General features: G+C 62.4%; 21 protein-coding genes. 8 read left to right on the top strand and 13 right to left on the bottom strand.

Going from position 1 to position 22,636, the window contains the following annotated elements; genetic code table 11:
- Nucleotides 1-17: 17 nt before the first annotated feature.
- Entirely contained in the window at nucleotides 18-926 is a 909-nt protein-coding gene (locus ACR6A7_RS10000) for a LysR family transcriptional regulator (RefSeq protein WP_434124723.1), read from the bottom strand.
- Between the two features lie 2 nt (nucleotides 927-928).
- Nucleotides 929-2,017: a dipeptidase gene (locus ACR6A7_RS09995; RefSeq protein ID WP_434124722.1), complete on the bottom strand. Its 1,089-nt coding sequence runs from the start codon at nucleotides 2,015-2,017 to the stop codon at nucleotides 929-931.
- A 190-nt stretch (nucleotides 2,018-2,207) separates the two neighbouring features.
- On the opposite strand from ACR6A7_RS09995, the gene ACR6A7_RS09990 reads away from it, so the two are divergent.
- The 6 genes from ACR6A7_RS09990 to ACR6A7_RS09965 are packed head-to-tail and all read left to right on the top strand — an operon-like array spanning nucleotide 2,208 to nucleotide 8,795.
- On the top strand, nucleotides 2,208-3,803 hold the full coding sequence (locus tag ACR6A7_RS09990; protein ID WP_434124721.1) for an ABC transporter substrate-binding protein: 1,596 nt from the start codon (nucleotides 2,208-2,210) through the stop codon (nucleotides 3,801-3,803).
- Nucleotides 3,800-4,813, top strand: coding sequence for an ABC transporter permease (locus tag ACR6A7_RS09985; protein WP_434124720.1), 1,014 nt, complete (start codon nucleotides 3,800-3,802; stop codon nucleotides 4,811-4,813). The genes ACR6A7_RS09990 and ACR6A7_RS09985 overlap by 4 nt, the downstream gene beginning before the upstream one ends.
- Nucleotides 4,813-5,709, top strand: a complete 897-nt coding sequence (locus tag ACR6A7_RS09980; protein WP_048783263.1) for an ABC transporter permease — start codon at nucleotides 4,813-4,815, stop codon at nucleotides 5,707-5,709. The genes ACR6A7_RS09985 and ACR6A7_RS09980 overlap by 1 nt, the downstream gene beginning before the upstream one ends.
- Nucleotides 5,710-6,537 carry an ABC transporter ATP-binding protein gene (locus tag ACR6A7_RS09975; RefSeq protein ID WP_434124719.1) on the top strand — a complete coding sequence of 276 codons (828 nt, stop codon included), beginning with the start codon at nucleotides 5,710-5,712 and terminating at the stop codon, nucleotides 6,535-6,537. It begins immediately after the preceding gene.
- Between the two features lie 9 nt (nucleotides 6,538-6,546).
- Entirely contained in the window at nucleotides 6,547-7,287 is a 741-nt protein-coding gene (locus ACR6A7_RS09970) for an ABC transporter ATP-binding protein (RefSeq protein WP_434124718.1), read from the top strand.
- Complete coding sequence (locus tag ACR6A7_RS09965) at nucleotides 7,284-8,795, top strand: serine hydrolase domain-containing protein (protein WP_434124717.1); 1,512 nt, start codon at nucleotides 7,284-7,286, stop codon at nucleotides 8,793-8,795. The genes ACR6A7_RS09970 and ACR6A7_RS09965 overlap by 4 nt, the downstream gene beginning before the upstream one ends.
- Here the strand turns inward: ACR6A7_RS09965 and ACR6A7_RS09960 are convergent.
- The 11 genes from ACR6A7_RS09960 to mntP form a co-directional block, all read right to left on the bottom strand.
- On the bottom strand, nucleotides 8,785-9,621 hold the full coding sequence (locus ACR6A7_RS09960; RefSeq protein ID WP_434124716.1) for a fumarylacetoacetate hydrolase family protein: 837 nt from the start codon (nucleotides 9,619-9,621) through the stop codon (nucleotides 8,785-8,787). The genes ACR6A7_RS09965 and ACR6A7_RS09960 overlap by 11 nt on opposite strands.
- 93 nt (nucleotides 9,622-9,714) lie before the next feature.
- Nucleotides 9,715-10,536 carry a M55 family metallopeptidase gene (locus ACR6A7_RS09955; RefSeq protein ID WP_434124715.1) on the bottom strand — a complete coding sequence of 274 codons (822 nt, stop codon included), beginning with the start codon at nucleotides 10,534-10,536 and terminating at the stop codon, nucleotides 9,715-9,717.
- Complete coding sequence (locus tag ACR6A7_RS09950) at nucleotides 10,533-11,585, bottom strand: P1 family peptidase (protein WP_434124714.1); 1,053 nt, start codon at nucleotides 11,583-11,585, stop codon at nucleotides 10,533-10,535. The genes ACR6A7_RS09955 and ACR6A7_RS09950 overlap by 4 nt, the downstream gene beginning before the upstream one ends.
- Before the next feature lie 2 nt (nucleotides 11,586-11,587).
- Nucleotides 11,588-12,472, bottom strand: a complete 885-nt coding sequence (locus ACR6A7_RS09945; protein ID WP_434124713.1) for an ABC transporter permease subunit — start codon at nucleotides 12,470-12,472, stop codon at nucleotides 11,588-11,590.
- The gene (locus ACR6A7_RS09940) at nucleotides 12,469-13,401 is read right to left on the bottom strand and encodes an ABC transporter permease (RefSeq protein ID WP_434124712.1); all 933 of its coding nucleotides are present in this window, start codon (nucleotides 13,399-13,401) and stop codon (nucleotides 12,469-12,471) included. Before ACR6A7_RS09940 ends, ACR6A7_RS09945 begins: the two co-directional genes overlap by 4 nt.
- Nucleotides 13,402-13,430: 29 nt before the next feature.
- Nucleotides 13,431-14,966: a glutathione ABC transporter substrate-binding protein gene (locus ACR6A7_RS09935; RefSeq protein ID WP_434124711.1), complete on the bottom strand. Its 1,536-nt coding sequence runs from the start codon at nucleotides 14,964-14,966 to the stop codon at nucleotides 13,431-13,433.
- Between the two features lie 31 nt (nucleotides 14,967-14,997).
- Complete coding sequence (locus ACR6A7_RS09930; protein WP_434124710.1) at nucleotides 14,998-16,860, bottom strand: ABC transporter ATP-binding protein; 1,863 nt, start codon at nucleotides 16,858-16,860, stop codon at nucleotides 14,998-15,000.
- A 17-nt stretch (nucleotides 16,861-16,877) separates the two neighbouring features.
- Nucleotides 16,878-17,843, bottom strand: a complete 966-nt coding sequence (gene dgcA / locus ACR6A7_RS09925) for an N-acetyl-D-Glu racemase DgcA (RefSeq protein ID WP_434124709.1) — start codon at nucleotides 17,841-17,843, stop codon at nucleotides 16,878-16,880.
- A 1-nt stretch (nucleotide 17,844) separates the two neighbouring features.
- Nucleotides 17,845-18,852 (bottom strand): N-acetyltransferase DgcN, encoded by a 1,008-nt coding sequence (gene dgcN, locus ACR6A7_RS09920; RefSeq protein ID WP_434124708.1) that lies wholly within the window; start codon nucleotides 18,850-18,852, stop codon nucleotides 17,845-17,847.
- Between the two features lie 251 nt (nucleotides 18,853-19,103).
- On the bottom strand, nucleotides 19,104-19,181 hold the full coding sequence (azuC, locus tag ACR6A7_RS09915; RefSeq protein WP_120457375.1) for a stress response protein AzuC: 78 nt from the start codon (nucleotides 19,179-19,181) through the stop codon (nucleotides 19,104-19,106).
- A 119-nt stretch (nucleotides 19,182-19,300) separates the two neighbouring features.
- On the bottom strand, nucleotides 19,301-19,876 hold the full coding sequence (gene mntP, locus ACR6A7_RS09910) for a manganese efflux pump MntP (RefSeq protein WP_048783280.1): 576 nt from the start codon (nucleotides 19,874-19,876) through the stop codon (nucleotides 19,301-19,303).
- 303 nt (nucleotides 19,877-20,179) lie between these two features.
- Between mntP and ACR6A7_RS09905 the strand changes: the two genes are divergently transcribed.
- Together ACR6A7_RS09905 and mqo are read left to right on the top strand one after the other, a co-directional pair.
- Nucleotides 20,180-20,422 (top strand): DUF1158 domain-containing protein, encoded by a 243-nt coding sequence (locus tag ACR6A7_RS09905; protein ID WP_434124707.1) that lies wholly within the window; start codon nucleotides 20,180-20,182, stop codon nucleotides 20,420-20,422.
- Nucleotides 20,423-20,935: 513 nt separating this feature from the next.
- Nucleotides 20,936-22,552 carry a malate dehydrogenase (quinone) gene (gene mqo / locus ACR6A7_RS09900; RefSeq protein ID WP_434124706.1) on the top strand — a complete coding sequence of 539 codons (1,617 nt, stop codon included), beginning with the start codon at nucleotides 20,936-20,938 and terminating at the stop codon, nucleotides 22,550-22,552.
- Nucleotides 22,553-22,636 lie beyond the last annotated feature (84 nt).

The following is a 22,636-nucleotide window of genomic DNA, read 5'->3' as shown; positions in this document are numbered from 1 at the left end:
GCGGGAGAAAGTTATCGTCAGGGACGCGCCAGCCGCGCCTCGCACTGCTGGGCGATCTCCCACAGGCGATGGCGGATAACCTGCTTCAGGTGCAGCGTAGACTGCGACTGCGGGCGATCGCGACGGCTGATAAGCATCACTTCAAACGGCAGCGGCTGCGCGACCGGCAGCAGCGTCAGCTGATCGGCGTAGCGACAGGCGGTAAAAAGGTCGACCACGCCAACGCCGCCGCCCGCCAGCACCATATCGGCGATAACCGAGTAGGTTTTAATCGAGAGCGACACGGCCGGATAGAGCCGCTTGTCGTACAGCGCGCGGTGCAGCACGCGGCCAAGCGGATCCTGCGCCTGCATCAGCAGCAGATTATTGGCGCACAGCCACTCCAGCGACACGGGCTCTTCGCGGCTGAGATGGGGAGGCAGCAGCGCCACCATTGAGGAGTGGAAAAGCGGCTCCGCCAGCAAATCCGCATCGACCTGCTGACCAAACACCAGCGCAAAATCGAGCTGGTCGTCAAGAATGTTGCGGCACAGCGTGGAAAAATGCTCGGTCACCAGCTCGACGTTGACCGCCGCCGCCTGATGCCGATAGCGCACCAGCGCGGGCGCCATCACCATCTGACCAAAAGCGTGCGCCGCGCCGACGCGCACTCTCTGCTCTTCGCCGCGCCGCAGCTGATCCGCCAGCTGGTTAACCGCCTGAAGGCGATGGTAAAGCGCGTCGATTTCAGGCAGCAGTCGCCCTCCTTCAGCGGTGATCACCAGCCCTTGCGCGCGCCGTTCGAACAGCGCAAAACCCAGCTGCTGCTCGGCATGATTGAGCACGCGGCTGACGTTAGGCTGCGACACGTTGAGCAGCCGCGCCGCGCCGCTGATGCTGCCCGCCTGAACGATCGCCTGGAAAACTTCAATATGACGCAGACGCATGGTTATTCGCCCCAGGTCGCTTCCAGCACGCGCAGCCAGTTGCCATAGCAGATTTTATGCAGCAGCTCAGCGCTATAGCCGCGCGCCGCCAGCGCGGCCACCAGCCGGGGAAAGCCCGCGACGTCGCGAAAATCGTCCGGCATGGTGGCGCCGTCGAGATCGGAACCGAAACCCACGCCATCTTCACCGACCTTGTCGAGAAGATACTCAACGTGGCGGACAATTTCCTCCAGGCTGGTCGGCGCGTCGCGCCTGCCGTCTTCGCGCAAAAAAGGCACGGCGAAATTCACTCCGACAAAGCCGCGCGTCTCGGCGATCGCCGCCAGCTGGCGATCGGTAAGGTTGCGCGACTGGGCGCTGAGCGCGTGGGCGTTCGAGTGGCTCGCCACCAGCGGCGCGTCGCTAATGGCGGCAGTGTGCCAGAAGCCTTTTTCATCCATATGGGAGAGATCGACCAGAATGCGGCGCCGGTTACAGTCGCGCACCAGCTGTTTGCCCGCGTCGGTCAGCCCGTTGCCGATATCGGGCGACGACGGAAAGCGAAAGGGTACGCCTTCGCCGAACTGGTTAGGGCGGCTCCACAACGGCCCCAGACTGCGCAGGCCGCTGGCGTACAGGATATCGAGCAGTTCGCCCTCGACATCCAGCGCCTCGGCGCCCTCAATATGCATCACCACCGCCAGCCTGTCGCGGGCCATAGCGTCGCGAATATCACGCACGCTGCGGCAGATTTTAATCTGCGCCGGCGCGGCCTGCTCGATGCGCAACAGCAGCGCCAGCATGGCGAAGGTGGCATCGCGCGCGGTGGCGTTCGCCTCATCGGAGAGAGAAACAGGAAGTGGCGCGCTTCTTGCAGCAGTGCCATCGTCCGCGACGGCGCGCGAGGCGCGCCCTGGCGCCCAGGCAGCGAACAGGCCGCCCACCATCTTGCCCTGGCGCAGGCGCGGAAAATCGAGCTGGCCTGACGCGGTGCCCTGCAAAAACGCGTTGACCGCGTCGGGGCGGTGGTGCTGCCACAGCCGACAGAGCACGTCGTTGTGACCATCGAATACGGGAATATCCGGCCACGCCTGATGATGATTTTCCGACATTTTTTAGATTCCGTTGGCAAAGGGTATTGCACAAAAGCGGCATGCAGGCGGCACGGGCGCACCAAAACAGAGCAGGCGTTTTATGCGGCGTAAAGAGCAATCATTAATCTCCCGCATCCGGACGCATGTCAAGATAAATAACCGGCTAATTTTGTTTTTTATTTTTAATAATCAATAACCTGGAGTGTAAATGGTCACCAGAAGACGCTTTATCGCAGGCTGCGCTGCCGCGCCAGTTTTATCCTCGCTAAGCTTCAATCCCGCCTTCGCCGCCGCGCCAGCCGGCATGCTGGTCATGGCGATGCAGCTCGACAATATGACCAGTCTCGACCCGCATGAAAGCTTTGAAGCGACGGGCGGCCAGATCTGCGGCAACCTTTACCAGAAGCTGGTGCAGCCCGATCCGCAGCAGGCGGATAAGATTATCGGCATGCTGGCGCAAAGCTGGGAGGCGAACGGCGACAGTACGGTATTTACTTTCCGCCTCGATCCAGCAGCAAAGTTCGCCGACGGCACGCCGGTGACCGCCGAGGATGCGGCCTTTTCCATCGAGCGCATCGTCAAGCTGGACAAGAGCCCGGCCTTTATCATTAACCAGTTCGGCTTTACCAAAGAAAATGTCGCCAGCAAGGTAACGGCGAAAGATGCCCATACCCTGGAGATGACGCTGGGCGCGCCCGCCTCAGAATCCTTCCTGCTCTACTGCCTCTCCGCCACGGTCGGCAGCATCGTGTCGAAAAAAGCCTGTCTCGCCAACCAGCAAAACGGCGATCTCGGCAACGCCTGGCTGAAGCAGCACAGCGCCGGCTCCGGCGCCTTCACGCTGCGCAGCTGGAAAGCGAGCGAAACGGTAATTCTGGAGCTGAGCCCGCAGTACGCTGGCAAGAGCACGATCAGGCGCGTCATCCTCAAGCATATCGCCGACCCCGCCGCGCAGTCGCTGATGCTGCAAAAAGGCGACGTGGACGTCGCCTACGATCTCACCACCGAGCAGTTAAAACCGCTGCAGTCCAGCAGCGAGGTGACGCTGGTGAAGCAGCCGCTCTCCGCCATCATGCTGATGTCCTGCAATACCACCCATCCGCTGCTGCAGAAGCCGCAGGTGTGGCAGGCGCTTAAGTGGGCGATCGACTACGACAGCATTCAGAAAAATATTCTGTCGCTGACCTACAACGTGCATCAGAGCTTTTTACCTTCCGGCTTTCCGGCAGCGCTCGACGACACCCCTTTTCATCGCGATGTCGATAAAGCGAAGGCGCTGCTGGCGGAAGCGGGTTACCCGGAGGGCTTCGAAATCACCCTTGACCACTATTCGATGCAGCCCTATCCCGATATCGCCCAAGCGATTCAGACCCAGCTCGGCGCCATCGGCATCAAGGTGTCGTTGATCGCCTCGGAGAACCGTCAGGTGCTGACAAAGATGCGCGCGCGTCAGCATCAGCTGGCGATCACCTCGTGGGGCGCGGACTACTTCGATCCGAACTCCAATACCGAAGCGTTCTGCGTCAATAGCGACAACAGCACCAACGCGCGCAACCGCACTCTGGCATGGCGCTGCGGCTGGTCAGACGACGAATTTAACCAGCTCACCGCGCAGGCGCTGCACGAAAGCGACCCGGCGCAGCGCCTTGCGCTGTATGAAAAAATTCAGCAGCAGCATCGGGAAAAGAGTCCGTTTATTTTTATGATGCAGCAGATTCAGACCACCGCCTGCGCGAAGAGCCTCTCTGATGTACATATGACCGTACTGGAGCAGTGGCCTTATCAGCAGGTGAAAAAAGCGTGACGGCCGCGGCAAAACGCGGCGCCAGCGCGCTGGGCAGCCTGCTGCTGACGCTGTTCGGCCTGACGGTGCTGACCTTTTTTATTGGTCGGGTAATGCCGACCGATCCGGTGCTGGCGGCGGTTGGCGACAACGCGCCGCAGTCGGTAGTGGAGCGCGCGCGCGCGGAGATGGGGCTGGATCAGCCACTCTACGTGCAGTTCGGCCACTATCTCATCCAGCTGCTGCATGGCGACCTGGGCCGTTCCGTGCTGACGTCAAACAGCGTGACCAGCGATATCGCCCGTTTTTTTCCGGCCACCATGGAGCTGGCGACGGCGGCGATCGTCATTGCCGCGCTGATCGGCATTCCCCTCGGCGTCTGGGCGGCGGTGCGCCAGGGCACCTGGCTCGATCAGACCATCCGCGTCATCTGCCTGGCGGGCCATTCGCTGCCGGTATTCGTGCTGGCGCTGCTCAGCCTGCTGCTGTTCTACGCCGTGCTCGGGATTGCGCCGGGGCCAGGGCGGCAGGACATCATCTGGCAGGATATGATCCCGCAGGTTACCGGATTTCTCACCATCGATTCGCTGCTGGCGGGCGAATATGACGCCTTCCGCGACGCGCTGGCGCACATGGCGCAGCCGGTCTGCATCCTCGCCTACTTCAGCATGGCCTACATCACGCGCATGACCCGCACCTTTATGCTCAACGCGCTCAGCGGCGAATTCGTGATTACCGCGCGCGCCAAGGGGCTGTCGTCGCGCCGCGTCATCTGGCGTCACGCGTTTCCAACGGTCGCGGTTCAGCTGATTACGGTGCTGGCGCTGACCTATGCCGGGCTGCTGGAGGGCGCGGTGGTGACGGAAAATGTCTTCGCCTGGCCGGGCCTCGGTCAGTATCTCACCACCTCGTTAATGAACGCCGACATGAATCCGGTGGTGGGCGCCACGCTGCTGGTCGGCACGGTTTACGTGCTGCTCAATCAGCTCGCCGACCTTCTCTATCGACTCTGCGATCCACGGATAAAATAATGTTTATTTCACGTAACTGGCTGCTGGCCGATTCGCCGACCAACCGCCGCCAGGCGGTTTGGGGCCGACGCTATCGCCTGTGGCTCAACCTGCGCGGCAATCCGCTGGCGACAGGCGGTATGGCCGTTATTCTGCTGATGCTGCTGCTGGCGATCGCCGCGCCGCTGCTGACGCCTTACGATGCCGGCGCGCAGCATCTGGAAAACCGTCTGGCGGCGCCGTCCGCCGCGCACTGGCTCGGCACGGACGAGCTTGGACGCGATCTCTGGACGCGCATTATTTACGGCGGCCGCACCACGCTCGGCATGGTTATCGCCGTCGTGGCGCTGACCGCCCCGCTCGGCCTGCTGATTGGCTGTATCGCCGGCTATCTCGGCGGCATCGTCGATAAGGCGCTGATGCGCGTCACCGATATTTTTCTCGCCTTCCCGCGCCTGATCCTGGCGCTGGCCTTCGTTGCCGCGCTCAAGCCGGGCGTCGAGAGCGCGGTACTGGCGATCGCCCTTACCGCCTGGCCGCCTTATGCCCGGCTGGCGCGCGCGGAAACGCTGCAGTTTCGCCACAGCGACTTTATCGCCGCCAGCCGCCTGACCGGCGCCTCGCCGCTGCGCATTATTCTGCGCCACATTATGCCGCTCTGCGTGCCGAGCCTGATCGTGCGCGTCACGCTCGATATGAGTTCTATCATCATTACCGCCGCCAGCCTGGGTTTTCTCGGCATGGGCGCGCAGCCGCCGTCGCCGGAATGGGGAACCATGATCGCGACCGCGCGCCGCTTTCTCTTCAGCGAGTGGTGGGTGCCGCTGATGCCGTGCATCGCGATCTTTGTCACCTCGCTGGCCTTTAACTTTCTCGGCGACGGTCTGCGCGACGTCCTTGATCCCAGGGAGCGCTAAATGCTGGTGGAAATTGAGAATCTACGCATCGCCTTTCGCAGCCGCGCGGAAAGGTTCGAGGCGGTGCGCGGCGTCAGTTTTAGCGTCGGCAAAGAGAAATTCGCTATCGTCGGCGAGAGCGGGTCAGGCAAATCGCTCACCGCGCGCAGCCTGATGCAACTGCTGCCGGGCAACGCCGAGGTCAGCGCCGACGCGCTGCGTTTTGACGGTATCGACCTGCGCGGCGCCAGCGAAAAAACGCTGCGGCAAATCCGCGGCGGACGCGTCGGCTTTATTCTGCAGGATCCGAAATATTCCCTTAATCCGGTGATGACTATCGGCCAGCAGATCGCCGAGGCCTGGCGCGAGCACAAGGGCGGCAGCAGAAAAGCGGCGATGCAGGCGGCGATCGGCCTGCTGGAGCAGGTGAAAATTCGCGACGCCGCCGCCGTGGCGCTGCGCTATCCGCATGAGGTGTCCGGCGGCATGGGACAGCGCGTGATGATCGCCATGATGCTGGCGCCCGATCCCGAACTGCTGATCGCCGATGAGCCCACCAGCGCGCTCGACGCGACGGTGCAGGCGGAGATTCTGCGCCTGATCGACGACCTGGTGTCGGCGCGCGGCATGGGACTCATTCTTATCAGCCACGACCTGCCGCTGGTGTCGCACTTCTGCGATCGCGTGGCGGTGATGTACGCCGGACGTATCGTCGAGCAGCTTGACGCCCGGCAGCTGCACCAGGCGCAGCATCCCTACACGCAGGGGCTGCTGGCCTGCCTGCCGTCGCTGCGTCACCCGCGCGCGCGCCTGCCGACGCTGCAGCGCGACGACGCATGGCGCGATTAGGAGAGAGCTATGTTTGAAATCAACAATCTGGACGTCAGTTTCGGCGCGCACCGCGCCGTTAAAGCGGTCACTTTCCAGGTAGGCAGCGGCGAGAGTTTCGGCATGGTGGGCGAAAGCGGCTCCGGCAAATCGACGGTGCTACGCGCGCTGGCGGGACTGAACAACGACTGGCGCGGTGAAATCCGCTTCGGCGGCATGGCGCTAAGCGCCCGGCGCGGCCGCCCTTTTTTCCGTCAGGTGCAGATGGTATTTCAGGATCCCTACGGTTCGCTGCATCCGCGCCAGACCATCGACCGTATTTTGCACGAGCCGCTGCTGGTGCATCGCCTCGATCGCGCCGAGCAGCGCATCAGCCAGGCGCTGAGCGATGTCGGCCTGCCCGCCGCCGCGCGCTTCCGCTATCCGCATCAGCTTTCCGGCGGGCAGCGCCAGCGCGTGGCGATCGCCCGCGCGCTGATCGCCGAACCAGAGGCGCTGCTGCTGGATGAGCCGACCTCCGCGCTGGACGTTTCCGTTCAGGCGGAAATCCTCAATTTGCTGAGCGATCTGCGCAGCGCGCGCAATCTTACCTATATTCTGGTGACGCATAATCTGGCGGTCGTCGCCCATCTTTGCCAGCGTATCGGCGTGATGCAGCATGGCGAAATGGTAGAGCAGCTGAGCGCGGACGATCTGCGCGCGCGGCGAATTCATCATCCGCATACCGCGCAGCTTTTCGATTTGAGCATTGGACTGGAGGAGCCGGCATGACGCTGGAGTGGCAACGGGCGGCAGCGATCGCCGATGAGCTTGTTCAGGGCTGGCGGCAGCCCGGCGCGCCGGGCGGCGCGATAGTGCTGTTCGACGCGCGTCAGGTGCATTCGGCGCACTGCGCCGGACTGGCCGATTTAGCGCAGCAGACGCCGTTTACCCTCGACAGCGTGGTGCGCTTCGCCTCCATTACCAAACATCTTTTCGCTGCGCTGGCGACCGGGCCGGGACGCCGCTATCTGTCGCCTGACGACAAACTGGCGGATCATCTGCCGCAGCTGCGCGGCGCCAACGGCCAGGTCACCGTGCGACAGGCGCTGGATATGTCGAGCGGGCTGCCGGATCTGCGCGAAACGCTGTCGCTGATCGGGCTGTCGGTCTACAACGCCACCACCGACGCCGATCTGCTGGCGTTTCTCGCCGCAGAGAGCGAGCTGAACTACCCGCCCGGCAGCGAAATTTCTTACACCAATACCGGCTATCGGCTGGTGGAGGAGGCGCTAAAAGCGAAAGGGGTGCGTTTCGACGCGCTGCTGCAGCACTATATCTGTCGGCCGCTCGATATCAGCCTGACCGCGCCGGAAACCTGGTTCGACGTGGTGCCCGGTCTGGCGCCAGGCTACTGGTTCGACGGCCGCCGCTGGCAGCTCGCCAGCGCCGGCCTTCATCTCTCCGCCTCCGGCAGCGTCGCCGGCAGCCTGCGCCATCTGACGCGCTGGCTGCAGGCGCTGCTGAGCGACAGCGGCCCCGGCGCGGGCGTGCTGCGGCGCCTCAGCGCGCCGCGCCTGCTGGCGGACGGGCGCGTCAGCGGCTACGGGCTGGGTCTGGCCAGCACGCAGATCGGCACCCAGACGCTGTTTGGCCACGGCGGCTCGCATGCGGGCTATAAAAGTTATTTCCTGCTGCATCCTGAACGCCAGGCGGGCGTGGCGCTGGTGGCGAACCGCGAAGATGTCGCCACCTCTGAAGGCGCGCTGCGCGTGATGGCGGCGCTGCTTAACCGCACGCTGCCGGAGAAAGGACACGATCTCGCGCCCGGCCTCTATGTCGGGGAACACGAGGCGGAGTGGCTGGAGATCGCTGGCGACGCGGCGACCTGGCTCGGCGCGAGCGAAACGCTGTGGCGCGGCGGCGCGCAGGGCGAGGCGCGTTCGCTCTCCAGCACCTTTCCGCTGCGGCTGCGCCAGCAAGGCATGGCCATCGACGGCGAGATCGGCCATGCGCCGCGCCGCTTTGTGCCGGCGCAGCCCGACGGCGCCAGCCTGCAGGCGATGCAGGGACGCTGGTTCCTGCCGCAGTGGCGTAGCGAACTGGTGATTGAGGGCGAGAGGCTAACGATGGGCATCGGCCCGGCGGCGATTGTCGCTGGCCTGCAGTCGCTGAGCGGCGACCGCGTGCTGGCGACCGCGCAGGACGGTCCCTGGCAAAAGCGCTTTATGCTGAAGCGCGACGGCAACCGGCTGCGTCTGCTGCTTAACCGCAGCCGGGTGGTGCAGTTTACGCGATAACGTTGCGCAGCCTGCCGATCTTCTCAATCTCCACTTCCACGACGTCGCCGCTGAACATAAACAGCGGCGGCGTGCGCTTCTTACCGACGCCGCCCGGCGAACCGGTGAAAATGACGTCGCCCGGCGAAAGCGGACTGAAGGCGGAGATGTACTCAATAATATTCGCGACGCTGTGCACCATGCTGCCGGTGGTGTCGTTCTGCACTTCGCGCCCGTTAAGGAAGGTTTTGATCCCCAGCGTCTGCGGGTCGCCAGTCGCCTCAGCCGTGGTCATCCAGGGGCCAAAGCCGCCGGTCTGCGGCCAGTTCTTCCCGGCGGTAAACCAGGTAAACTGCATGTCGCGCACTGTCGCATCCATAAAACAGCTGTAGCCTGCCACGTAGCTCAGCGCCTCATCGGCTTTCACCTTATGTGCCGGTTTGCCGATGATCACCGCCAGTTCGCCTTCGTAGTCGAATTCGCTGGTGGAGGCGGGCTTCATGAGCGGCTGCTCATGGCCGGTCAGGGAGTCGGCGAAGCGGATAAACAGCGTCGGCGCGTTCTGGGTTTCTGAGAACTCTTTACGCTTATCGGCGTAGTTCATGCCGACGCAAAAAACCTTACCGGGGTTGTCAATCACCGGCAGAAAACGCAGCGCGTCGAAGGCATAGTCGGCAGGTCGATCGCCAAACGCCGCGAGATCCGCCAGCGAGGAGCGCTGCAGGAAGGTTTTCAGATCCGGGCACTGCGCGCCCATGCGCGTGCCGACATCCACCACGCCATTTTCCTTTACGATGCCGAAACTTTTAATGCCCTGGTCTGGAAGATAAAAACTGCAAAGCTGCATTACTGCCTCGTTGTTATAGATAAATTCGCGCGCAGGTTAGCAAAAGATGAGATGAAAATCGTACAAACTTCCGCTCATCCGATGACATAGCGTTTAATTTTGTGTCGACGCCAGATAAGAGAAGGCGCTGAGCAGGCTGACCAGCGTCGCCATGCGCTCCGCCTGGTAGCCGACCGTGATGGCGTCGAGGCGCGCAACGTCGGGTATCAGGCAGAAAAGATCCGCCAGCACCGGCCTGCTCGCCTGCAGCGTCAGCCTGTAGGGCTCGCTCAGAGAGGCGACGCACGCCCTGGGCGCGCGTGATACCGCGCGCGCTGACGCTTCGCGAATGCGCTCCCGCGCCGCCTGCGGGCTGAGCGATTCGGCGCAGGTGTGGGAAATCGCGCGCTTGACGCAGACATATTCCGCCTCGGGGTGGCGTTCGGCGATCCACTGCTGCAGGCAGTCGTCGCCGCTCACCAGCCACAGCGGCGTGCCCTGTTCCGCCGCCGCCGCCGCGTAAATATCGCTTTCGCCCACCACGCGATCGTCGATCAATATGCGCCAGAAGGCGCGGCCGTTGATGGTGTGCGCCAGCACGCCAGCCTCTCCTGCCGCGCTGTGATAGCCGATCAGCATCAGGCCGTCGAAGCGCTGCTGTTCCAGCCCTTCCACCATCGAGAGCGCGCGCGGTTTGCCCTGCACCAGGCGTGCGCGCGCATCCATCTGCGCGGCGCGCAGGTTGGTCATCTGCGCATGGCTGTCGGCGACCACGACTTCGGTGGCGCCTGCGGCGAAGGCGCCGTCGATCGCCGCGTTAACCTCCTGCTCCATCAGCTCGCGCGCCAGCTGCCACTCGGCGTGGCCGGGCGCGCACTGTTCAGGACGCATTACGCCCGCGACGCCTTCGATATCGGCCGAGATAAAGATTTTCACGGTGTGACTCCTGCAAGGCGGTCCAGCACATCGCTGAGCGCCGGACGATGGTGGCTGCGAAAGCCGGTAACGGGCTGCGCGCTGAGCAGCGCGTCCAGCACCGCATGTTCGGTAGCGTCGGCTGCCGCCGATAGCATCGGCTCCAGCGCGGCGTCCGGCGGCGGTTGCGGCACGGGCCGGGTAGAGAAGGCGATGGCGATGTCGCCAGAGCCGTGCCCCCAGTAGCTGCCAAGGCGTCCCAGGCCAGCGCCGGCGCGCTTCGCCACGCGCGTTAGCTGGCGCGCGTCGAGCGGCGCGTCGGTCGCCATCACGATAATAATGGAGCCGGCGTCGCGCTGCGGCGTCAGCGACGGCAGCAGCGGTGCGATCTGCTCGCCAAGGCGCACACCATCCAGCGTCAGCGCCTCCAGCGCGCCGAAGTTCGCCAGCACCAGTACGCCCAGCGTGGCGTTAAGGCCGTCAATGCGGCGCGAGGCGCTGCCGATGCCGCCTTTCAGGCTGAAGCAGCTCATGCCGCGTCCTGCGCCGACGCTGCCGCGCGCGAAGTCGGCGTCGGCGTCGTCGAGAGCGGCCTGCGCCATCGCTTCGGTCACCGCCATCGCCTGAATATCGTTGAGCCAGCCGTCATTGCACTCCAGCGCCAGCGGGTTGACCGTGGGCAGCGCGCGTCCCAGCTCCGGGTTGATGCGGATCGCCGCGCGCGCCAGAGTGGTGAATAGCGTGCCGACCGCCAGCGTATTGCTGAGCAGAATCGGCGTCTGCAGCACGCCCAGCTCGGCGACCTGCACCAGCCCGACCGGCTTCGCAAAACCGTTAAAGACCGCCGTACCGCACGGCAGCGGCTGGGCGAAAAGGTTCTCTCCCGGCGGCACCACCGCCGTCACGCCGGTTTGCCGCTCGTCGCAGTCCAGCGTGTAGTGCCCGACGCGCACGCCGGGCACGTCGCTGATGCGATTAGTCGGACCACAGATACCGCGCGGCTGCCCAAGGCGGCGCGTGGCGCGCCAGCGCTGCAGCAACAGCGCACATTGTTGTTGGTGAAAGTCCATCTTTAGCTCTTGAGTTTAGGATCCAGCGTGTCGCGTAGCGCATCGCCTAACAGGTTGAACGCCAGCACCGTCATAAAAATCGCCAGGCCGGGAAAAACGCTGACGTGCCACAGCCCCGCCATCATCATGCTGCGGCTCATGGCGAGGATATTGCCCCATTCCGGCACGTCGGGCTCCGGGCCGAGGCCGATGAAACTCAGGCCGGCGGCGGTGAGGATACTGGTGCCGATGCGCATGGTGAAGTAGACAATCACGTTCGGCAGCGTGCCGGGAAGAATATGCCGCAGCAGGATCACCCGGTCCGGCGCGCCAGCGCAGCGCACCGCCTCAACATAAGCGGCCTGTTTTAACGACAGCGTCGAGGCGCGGACGATGCGCGCGAAAACCGGCACGCTGAATACCGCCACCGCGATAATCACGTTATTGAGGCCGGGGCCCAGTATCGCCACCACCGCAATCGCCAGCAGCATGCCGGGAAAGGCGAAGAGCACGTCGGCGCCGCGCATAATCAGCATATCGACCCAGCGCCCATAGTAGCCCGCCAGCAGACCAAGCACGATGCCCGCCAGCATGCCGAGCGTTACCGACACTACGCCGACGTAGAGCGAAATACGCGCGCCGTAGATAATCCGGCTTAGCACGTCGCGCCCCAGCTCGTCGGTCCCCATCCAGTGCGCGCCTGACGGCGGCACAGAGAGCGCCGTCCAGTCCGGCTCCATGGGATTCCAAGGCGCCAGCCAGGGCGCGAAGAGCGCGATCAGCACCAGCAACAGCACGAAACCGCCCGACGCCAGCGCCAGCGGATTGCGCGCAAAAGCGTGCAGGAAGTCGCGCCACGGCGAACGGATTGCCTCGCTGTCGACGGTAGTTAGCGTCTGCTGGCTCATTTGGCCCCCTGGCTGAGACGAATTGCCGGATTGACCACTGCATAGAGCAGATCCACCAGCAGGTTGATCACAATAAATTCAAATACGAACAGCATCACCAGCGCCTGAATCACCGGCTGGTCCTGCGCTTTGATCGACTCAATCAGCAGCCAGCCCAGTCCCGGCCAGTTGAAGACGCTCTCCACCACGATAGAGCCGCCGAGCAGAAACCCGAACTGCAGGCCCAGCATAGTGATCACCGGAATCAGCGCGTTGCGCATCACATGTTTCCAGGTGACGCGCGCAGCCCGCAGCCCTTTGGCGCGCGCGGTGCGCACATAATCTTCCTGCGCCACCTCAAGAAACGCCGAGCGGGTAAAGCGCGCCATCACCGCCGCGACCGATGAGCCAAGCGTAATGGCGGGCAGGATGATATCGGCAGGCTGGTTAAAGCCGCTGACCGAGAAGAGGCCGAACGGCATGGCGACGAACTGGATCAACAGCAGGCCAAGCCAGAATGCCGGCATCGAAATGCCGCCGACCGCGGCGCTCATCAGCGTCCAGTCCAGCCAGCCGCCGCGCCGCAGCGCCGCCGTGACGCCCACCACCAGTCCCAGCGCGACGGACCAGACGAATCCCGCCAGCGCCAGCCACAGCGTCGGCATAAAGCCTTTGCGAATCACCTCCAGCACCGGCTGTTGGGTGCGGTAGGTGACGCCTAAATCGCCGCGCAGGATACCGCCCAGCCAGTTTACGTACTGCTGCGGCAGCGGATCGTTCAGGCCGAGATGCTGACGCGCCGCCTCAACCGCCTCAATCGGCGCGTCAGGTCCGGCGTAGATACGCGCCGGATCGCCGGGCAGCAGCTTGATAAAGCCGAAGACCAGCAGCGAAACCACCAGCAGCACCGGAACCATCTCCAGCAGCCGACGCAGGATGTATGCGAACATAACCTTCCTTTTTGCAGTGCCGTTCGGCGTTATTTAAAAGCGGCCTGATTAAAGAGCAGATTGCCGTCCGGCAGCATCGATACGCCGCTCAGCTTCGCCGTTTTGCCGACCAGATTGTCTGGCGTGCCGAGGAAGGCGACAGGCGCATCTTGCCACAGCAGCGTCTGCGCGTCGGCGTAGGCGGTCGCGCGCTTCGCCGGCTCGGCGGTCGCCAGACCGCCAGCGATCGCCTTATCCACCGCCGGATTGCTGTAGTAGGAGACGTTGTATGAGGTCGGCACCCAGGATTCGCTGGCGAACAGCGGACGCAGCGCCCAGTCGGCATCGCCGGTCGATGTAGACCAGCCGCCGTAGTAGAGATCGTACTCGGCCTGTTTGGGATCCTTTACGCCCCACAACCTGGCGTTGCGCGTGCCGGAATCCATCGGCGTCACGGCGACGCGAATGCCGACGGTCGCCAGCTGCGCCTTAAGGAACTGCGCGGCGCGGACGCTGGCGGTAGCATTGGTGCACCAGAGCTTAAGATCGAGGCCGTTCGGATAGCCCGCCGCCGCAAGCAGGGCTTTCGCCTCTTCCGGCGCGTAGCGATAGTTCGGCGCGCGCTGTTTTTGATAGAACTGCACCCCGGCAGGGATCGCCGAGGTGGCGGGCGTGCCCATTCCGGCAAACCCCACTTTCAGCCACAGCTCGCGGTTGATGGCGTAGTTGATCGCCTGACGTACGCGCACGTCAGCCAGCGGCTTGTGCTGAGTATTGATCGCCATGTAGTAGAGATAGATGCTGGGATCGCGCTGGATCGCCAGCCTGCTGTCGCTCTGCACCGCGCCGGTAAGATCGGACGGCAGCGGATAGATCGCGTCCACCTGGCCCGACTTCAGCGCCGCAACCCGCGTGGCGTCTTCCGGGCTGGGCGAGAAGATCACGCGATCCACCTTCGGCCAGCCCTTGTTCCAGTAGCCGTTGAATTTCGTCAGCGTCACCGCCTTGCCAGGCTGCCACTCCACAAAGGTAAAAGGCCCGGTGCCGACCGGATGCAGACGCAGCTGCGCCTCGTCGGGAAAGGCGTTGAGCACCGTCGGGCTCCACATCACCGCCGACGGGTGCGCCAGGGTGTTGATAAAGGCGCCGAAGGATTCGCTGAGGTCGATTTGCACTTTATTGGGTGCCAGCACGGTGACGCTTTTGATCATGCGGTAAAGGCTATTGCGCTTCAGGCCATTTTTCTGGTCGGCAAGCCGATCAAGGTTAGCCTTCACCGCGTCGGCGTTAAAGGGCGTGCCGTCCTGAAAGGTCACGCCGTCGCGCAGGGTCAGCGTGAACTGCGTGGCGTCGTCGTTGCTGGTATAGCCCGTCGCCAGCCAGGGCGTCAGCGCCATTTTGGCGTCGAACTGGAACAGGCGCTCAAAGATCCCGCTCTGCACCGAATAGCTGATGTTGTCGGAGGTATCATGCGGGTCGAGTCCGGTGATATCGGCGTACATCGAAATACGCAGATCCTGCGCCTGCGCGACGCTGGCCAGAGAGAGCGCGACGGCGAGAGAGGCGCGGCGGAAAAATGGCTTCATAAAGGCTCCTGGTATTGATGAATAGAGGCAATTAATGCTCTTCGGCGACCCAGTGGCTGGGCGCAACCTGGCGATAACGATGTTTACTCACCGTCTCTTTTACGCTGCGTACAGGCGACGGGATCTCTCCGTCGTCGAAACGGCGCGCCGGGCGGTTACGCGGGTCGACCACCGGCACCGAGGCCAGCAGGCGCTGCGTGTAGGGATGCTGAGGCTGATTAAACAGCGACTGCCGCGGGCCGATTTCAACAATCTGGCCGAGATACATCACCGCCACGCGGTTGGCGATGCGTTCGACTACCGCCATGTCATGCGAGATAAAAATCCAGGCGACACCGGTCTGCCGCTGCAAATCCATCATCAGGTTGATGACCTGCGCCTGAACCGACACGTCAAGCGCGGAGACCGCTTCATCGGCAATAATAATTTTGGGTTTAAGCGCCATGGCGCGGGCGATGGCGATACGCTGCCGCTGGCCGCCGGAGAACTCATGAGGATAGCGGCGCGCGTGTTCCGGCAGCAGGCCGACGCTTTCTAACAACGCATCGACCTGCGGCGTCGCTTCGTCGAGCGAGCGCACCAGGCCGTGCAGCAGCAGCGGCTCCGCAATGGTGAAGCCCACGGTCAGGCGAGGGTTGAGCGACGCGTAGGGATCCTGAAACACCATCTGGATTTCACGCCGCAGCGGCTGAAACTGCGCCTCTTTCAGGCTGGCGATTTCGCGGCCGGCGAACAGAATGCTGTCGGCGTCGCCGTCGACCAGTCGCATCAGGGCGCGGCCGGTGGTCGATTTGCCGCAGCCGCTTTCGCCGACGATTGCCAGGGTCTCTCCCGGCCAGAGGGCGAAGTCGATCTGCTCGACCGCATGCACGCGATGCGTCAGCGCGGAAAAAATGCCGCTGCGCACGGGAAAGCGCACGGTCAGGCCGCGCACGTCGAGCAGTGGTTTCTCTTCGTAACGCGCGGTGATATGCGCCTCCTCGGCTGGCGCGTCGCCACGCAGCAGCGGAAAACGCTGCGGCCAGCGCTGGTCGCGCATGTCGCCAGGTTTCGGCACCGCCGCCAGCAGCGCGCGGGTGTAGTCATGCTGCGGCGCGGCAAAGATCGCCTCTACCGGCCCCTGCTCGACGACGTTGCCGCGATACATCACCACCACCCGATCCGCCACTTCGGCGACCACGCCCATGTCATGCGTGATAAACAGCACCGCCATTCCTTTTTCACGCTGCAGCTCGCGCAAAATATGAAGAATGCGCGCCTGCACCGTGACGTCGAGCGCGGTGGTCGGTTCGTCCGCAATCAGCAATTGCGGGTCGCACGCCAGCGCCTGCGCAATCATCACGCGCTGGCGCATACCGCCGGAAAGCGCGTGCGGAAAGCTTTTCATCACCCGATCGACGTCGGCGATGCGCACCTGACGCAGCAGCGACCGCGCGCGCGCCTGCGCGTCGGCGTCGGAGCAGAGCTGATGGTCGCGCAGCGCTTCGGTGAGCTGGTCGCCCACGCGCAGCACCGGGTTGAGCGAGGTCATCGGCTCCTGAAAAATCATCGCCATCTCGCGTCCGCGCAGCCTGCGTCGCTGCTCCGCGCTAAGCCGACTGAGATCACGCGTTTCGCCCGTGCGATCGCGAAAGCGGATCGCGCCGCCGTCGATGCGCGCCGACGCGGACAGCAGACCCATAACCGCCAGCGAGGTCACCGATTTCCCCGACCCGCTTTCGCCGACCACCGCGACGATTTCACCCGGCTGAATGGCGAAAGAAACGTCGTGCAGCGCCTGATGCGCGCCGCTGCGTCCGCGGAAGCTGACGCTGAGATGCTCTATCGCCAGCACCGGCGCGCCGTCCGACCCGGCAACGCTGGCGGCGTCACTCAGGCGAGAAATATCCGTCATCGTTGCTCCATATGCGTTTACAGCCAGATGCGGCCTTGTGAATAGGAAAGGAAAGGCGAACTGTCCGCCGCCAGCCAGATGGGGCCATCCAGATCGACATGCTCTGCCTGCGGCGTGACCAGCAGCGCCGCTTCCATCGCCAGCGAAGAGCCGAGCATGCAGCCCACCATCAGCCGCATGCCCTGCTTTTTCGCCTCCTCGACCATCGCCAGCGCCTCCGTCAAACCGCCGCACTTGTCGAGCTTGATGTTGATCATCTCGTAGCGATCGCGCAGCGCGGCGATATCGCCGCGCGTGTGGCAGCTTTCGTCAGCGCAGAGCGGGATGGGATGGGCGATATGCTGCAAGACGGCATCTGCGCCCGCCGGCAACGGCTGTTCGATCATCGCGATGCGATAAGGCCGCAGCGCGGCAAACAGCGGCGGCAGCTCCAGCCCGCTCCAGGCTTCGTTGGCGTCGACGATCAGCGTCGCGTCAGGCGCGACGGCGCGGATAGCCGCGACTTTTTCCACAATCGCTTCGCGGTCAAGCTTGATCTTGAGGAGCAGCGCGCCGCGTGACACCGCGTCCTGCGCCGCATCAGCCATCTTCTCTACGCTGTCGAGGCTGAGGGTTTCAGCGGTGACGACTGACGGCGGCGCGCTCAGCGCGGCCTGCTGCCACAGCGTCTTTTTCGCCCGCGCGGCGTCCAGCCGCCACAGGGCGCAATCGAGCGCGTTACGCGCCGCACCGGCGTTGAGCTGCGTTTGCAGCGCCTGGTGACTGAGGCCCGCTTCGATCGCCTCTTTCATCGCGTTAAGCTGGGCGTGGACGCTCTCGACGGACTCGTTGTAACGCGGCGTCGGCGTGCATTCGCCGTGACCGATAAAGCCGTCCTGCTCCAGCGTGACGCGGATCACCGCCACGGCGGTGCGGGTGCCGCGCGCGATGGCGAAAGGCCGCGCCAGCGGCAGCGTGAGGAGTTCAGTCAGCATGCGGCGCATCTTAGCCTCGCTCTTTTAACAGCGTAGCGATCGCATCAATGCCGAAACGCACCGGATCCGTCGCCGGCACGTCGAAGGTTTCGCTGAGCTGCGTGCAATAGTCGCGCGCTTCTTCTTCGCTGAAGTTAGAGGTATTAATCGCGAAACCAGCCAGCTGCGGGTTGTCGCTGGTGACCTGCGCCGCGCGCAGATTGGCTTCCACACACTCCGCCAGCCCCACCATCGGCTGATGAGGCAAATGACGCATATGAGGCCGCCCCATCTCATGACACATCACCAGCCAGTGCGGCTGCGCGCCGTGGATTAACCCCATGCTGACGCCTGCGTAGGAGGGATGAAACAGCGAGCCTTGCCCTTCAACGATATCCCAGTGGTCGTCATCATTAGCTGGCGATAACGCCTCCGCGGCGCCGGCGATAAAATCGGCGATGACGGCGTCAATAGCGATACCTTCGCCAGCAACCAGAATGCCGGTCTGGCCGGTAGCGCGAAAGTCCGCCTTCATGCCCTGCGCGCGCATCGCGGCTTCCAGCGCCAGCGAGGTGTACATTTTGCCGACCGAGCAGTCGGTTCCGACGGTTAACACCCGTTTTCCGCTGCGCTTTTTGCCGCTGCCGACATTAAGTTTCGGCCGCATATGACGGATATCGAACAGCTCGACGCCGTGCGCCTCTGCCAGCGCCACCAGCTCCGGCTCGTCTGCCAGACGATGATGCAGGCCGCTCGCCACGTTCATGCCTGCTTTGATGGCGGCGATAACGCTTTCCAGCCAGTGCTGCGGCAGATAGCCGCCCGCGTTAGCGGTGCCGAGCACCAGCGTTTTCGCGCCGCGCGCCCTGGCCGTAGCGATGTCCAGCTCTTCAAGGCCCAGGGAAACGGTACAGCCCGGCAGACGAATTTCGCCAACGCACTGTTCGGGCCGCCATACCTGAATGCCGCGCGCGGTTTTAGCAGCCAGCGGATCGGTGACGTCGCCAAGAAATAGCAGATAGGGTTGCGGGATAAGCATGATGCGTTCTCTTTCAGACAGGGTTGAGGGTCTGAAACGCACTATTTCACGGTTGGGAAAGCGGGACGAATGCTTGTTTAGCTGCTGGCTATAACCTGCGGCTATAGCGAAAAGCTGAGCTTATGACAGCGACTGAATCGACGCTTTATAGCGGAAAAGAGGCGCAGAGAGGGAAAGAAAAAGCTATGGCGTGAGGGCATCACGGCGCGCTGGCTGCCGTGATTGCCTCAGACGGTATAGAGCGTGAATTATCAGTACATCGCGCCTGGCGGGACATATTTGAAGGTTTCGACGTAAGCGCGGAAAACATATTTCACTAAGCGTTTCATAGAGTACCTGATTCAAAATTTGTTGAAGAAATGCAGCGAAAGTATAGCTTCCGTGCATTTTTCAGGCAATAAATTTTGAACCAGATCACAAAAAACAGATTAACGGGCCAGTAGCGGCTTCAGGAGAAGAGGTTGAGATGCTGAATGAGGATGGTGCAGCCAATCGAAATCAACACCACACCGCCGAGCACTTCTGCCCATTTACCCAGCACCGGTCCGACTAAACGTCCCACCAGCACGCCGGTGGTCGCCATGATGGTGGTCGCCATGCCGATGGTCAGCGCGGTGGCGATAATATTGACCTGCAGAAAGGCCAGGCCTACGCCGACGGCCAGCGCATCAAGGCTGGTGGCAACCGCCGTGGCTGCCAGCACCATAAAGCCGTGACGCTGCGGCGCTTCACACGGCTCTGCCGTCGCCGTCTGGCGAAAACCTTCCATCATCATGCGCCCGCCGAGAAACGAGAGCAGGAAGAAGGCGACCCAGTGATCCCAGGCCATCACATAGCGGCTGGCGGCAAGACCGGCAGCCCAGCCGATCAGCGGCGTCAGCGCTTCAATGGCGCCAAAAATCAGGCCGGTGCGCAGCGCCTCTTTGAATCCGGGACGATGCAGCGCAGCGCCTTTACTCAGCGCTGCGGCAAAGGCATCCATCGACATGCCGAAGGCAAGGATCAGAGTTGCGATAAAAGTCATAATGGCCAGTGTCAGGGTAAAAAGCGTTCAGACGCCCGCTTTTTGCCGCAATAACGGTTCAGTCTGGTAAAAGTGCGCGCAGTCTATCACGCATCATGCCTGATAAAAAGACAATAAAATCATGGGTTTAAGTATAGCAAAGGCTATAACTTTTATCGTTCGCTATGTTTTGCCGCTAAGTTAATGGTACTTAAGCCTTTTCTCAAGGCGCAATGCGCCCTTCAGGCGTGTGGCCGCCTCGGGGATTGAACCCTGGCGGAGATTGCCGGAAAATGGCCGCGCTGATTAATGCGGAACCTGCTAATGAAAAATCCTTTTGAATCTCTGATTATCCCCGGCGGCATCTTGCTGCTTGGCTTTCTCTCTGCGCTGCTGCTGCCTGCGCCCAATTTTGGTCTGACGATGGCCAGAAGCCTGACTCAGCGGCTGCACCTGCAGGACATCAACCAGCTTTACACCCTCATCTTCTGCGTCTGGTTTCTGCTGCTGGGCGTGGTGGAGTTCTGTGCGATCCGTTTTATCTATCGCCGCTGGTTTCGCTCGTAATGCGCTGCCCGCCGCTGCGGCTATGGGCCGAGCGCGGGCTGGCAGCACTCACAAAAATGTAACATTACTTTTACAGAATCGGCTGAAAAACCCCTCGTCGTGAAAAATTCTTTATCAAGCCATTTTTCATTAACCGATTAAAATCAAAAACTTATAATATAAGCCACTTTTTGCCCTTCTCCATGCAATGCACTACTTTCGTGCGTTTACGCAACATCATATCCGGTTAACCTGCTAATTTTTCGATAAAAAATCCCTTATGGCCGCCCGCCTGAGATGATTAATTCTTATGCTGAATCATTTCTGCATTTAAAAAATAAACAAATGTTTAATTCAGAGGCGAGAATGTTATATTCAACAGACAAAGCATAACGTGCAGTTAACCTGCATCCCGCTTAAACGAACCTGTGTCTTAACCTTTGAGAAATAGCGCAACGCGCTCCCCAGAAGCGCGACTATTTCGCCTGCGAACCTGTTGAGCATCAGGTCAACAGAGAGAGGAGATGTCGCCTCATGAGCAAAACAGCTGTAAACCTTACGCTCGCAACGAGCGCCGTTGGCATGGAAAAACCGCAGATGTCCGAGCGTAAAGATGTTGATGTGCTGCTGATTGGCGCAGGCGTCATGAGCGCGACGCTGGGCGCCTGGCTGCAGGATCTGGAGCCCGACTGGACCATTGAAATGGTCGAGCGTCTCGGGAGCGTGGCGGAAGAGTCCTCCAACGGCTGGAATAACGCCGGGACCGGCCATGCCGCGCTGGCGGAGCTGAACTATACGCCGTTAAAGGCGGATGGCAGTATCGACATCAGCAAGGCGTTAGCCATTAATGAATCCTTCCAGGTTTCCCGTCAGTTTCTGGCCTGGCAGGTTCAGAAGGGCCGCCTGCACTCGCCCGAACGCTTTATCAACAGCACGCCGCACATGAGTTTTGTCTGGGGCGAAGAGAATGTGGCTTTCCTGCGTAAGCGCTACCAGGCGCTGCAGAAAAGCACGCTGTTCCGCGGCATGGCCTACTCCGAAGATCCGCAGCAGATTGCCGAGTGGATCCCGCTGGTGATGAAAGGACGCGATCGCCGCCAGAAAGTCGCGGCGACCTGGACCGAGATGGGCACAGACGTCAATTTTGGCGAAGTGACGCGTCAGCTGATCGCTTCGCTGGAGAAGCATCCCGGCTTCCGCCTGCGTCTGCGTCAGGAAGTGCGCGACCTGAAGCGCCTGAGCGACGGCCGCTGGCAGGTGACGCTGCATTCGCTGGCCACGGGCGAGAGCCGCGTGTTAACGGCGAAAAACGTCTTTATCGGCGCGGGCGGCGCGGCGCTGCCGCTGCTGCAGAAGAGCGGCATTCCGGAAGTCAGCGGCTACGCCGGTTTCCCGGTCGGCGGCTCCTTCCTCGTGACCGAGAACCCGGACGTGGTGCGCCAGCATATGGCGAAGGTCTACGGCAAAGCCTCCGTCGGCGCGCCGCCGATGTCGGTGCCGCACGTCGACACGCGCGTGCTGGACGGCAAAAGAGTGCTGCTGTTCGGCCCGTTCGCCACCTTCTCCACCAAATTTCTTAAGCAGGGTTCGCTGCTCGATATGTTCGGTTCGATGAACAGCGGCAACCTGCTGCCGATGATGAACGTCGGGCTGAAGAATTTCGATCTGGTGAAATATCTGGTCGATCAGGTGCTGCAGAGCGACGCCGACCGCATGGACGCGCTGCGCACCTATGTGCCGGACGCGCATCCCGACGACTGGCGTCTGGTGACCGCCGGCCAGCGCGTGCAGATCATTAAGAAAGAGGCCAAAGAGGGCGGCGTGCTGCGACTCGGCACCGAAGTCGTCACCTCGGCAGACGGCTCGATTTCCGCCCTGCTCGGCGCCTCGCCCGGCGCGTCGACCGCCGCGCCGATTATGCTGGAGCTGATGGCGAAAGCCTGGCCGGAGCAGATGGCGTCGACAGAATGGCAGAACCGCATTCGCGCGGTGGTGCCCTCCTGGGGCCGCAAGCTCAACGGCGACGTGACGCTGACGGAGAAAGTGCTGGCGGATACCAGCCGCGTGCTGAAACTCGCCTATGCGCCGCCGGTGACGCCGAACGCCGCCAACGACGAAGCGCGCGAGACCGCGCACGTTGTCGGCAAGTAATACGGTTTTGCTGATAAAAGCCTCGCTGATGCGGGGCTTTTTTGTTTTTCGCTGCGATACCTGAACAGGGAGTGTCAACCGATC

This window comes from Pantoea phyllosphaerae (assembly GCF_051025595.1).
Taxonomy (GTDB): Bacteria; Pseudomonadota; Gammaproteobacteria; order Enterobacterales; family Enterobacteriaceae; genus Pantoea.
Note: the sequence above shows the minus strand (reverse complement) of the source record. Positions and strands in the feature narration are given on the sequence as shown.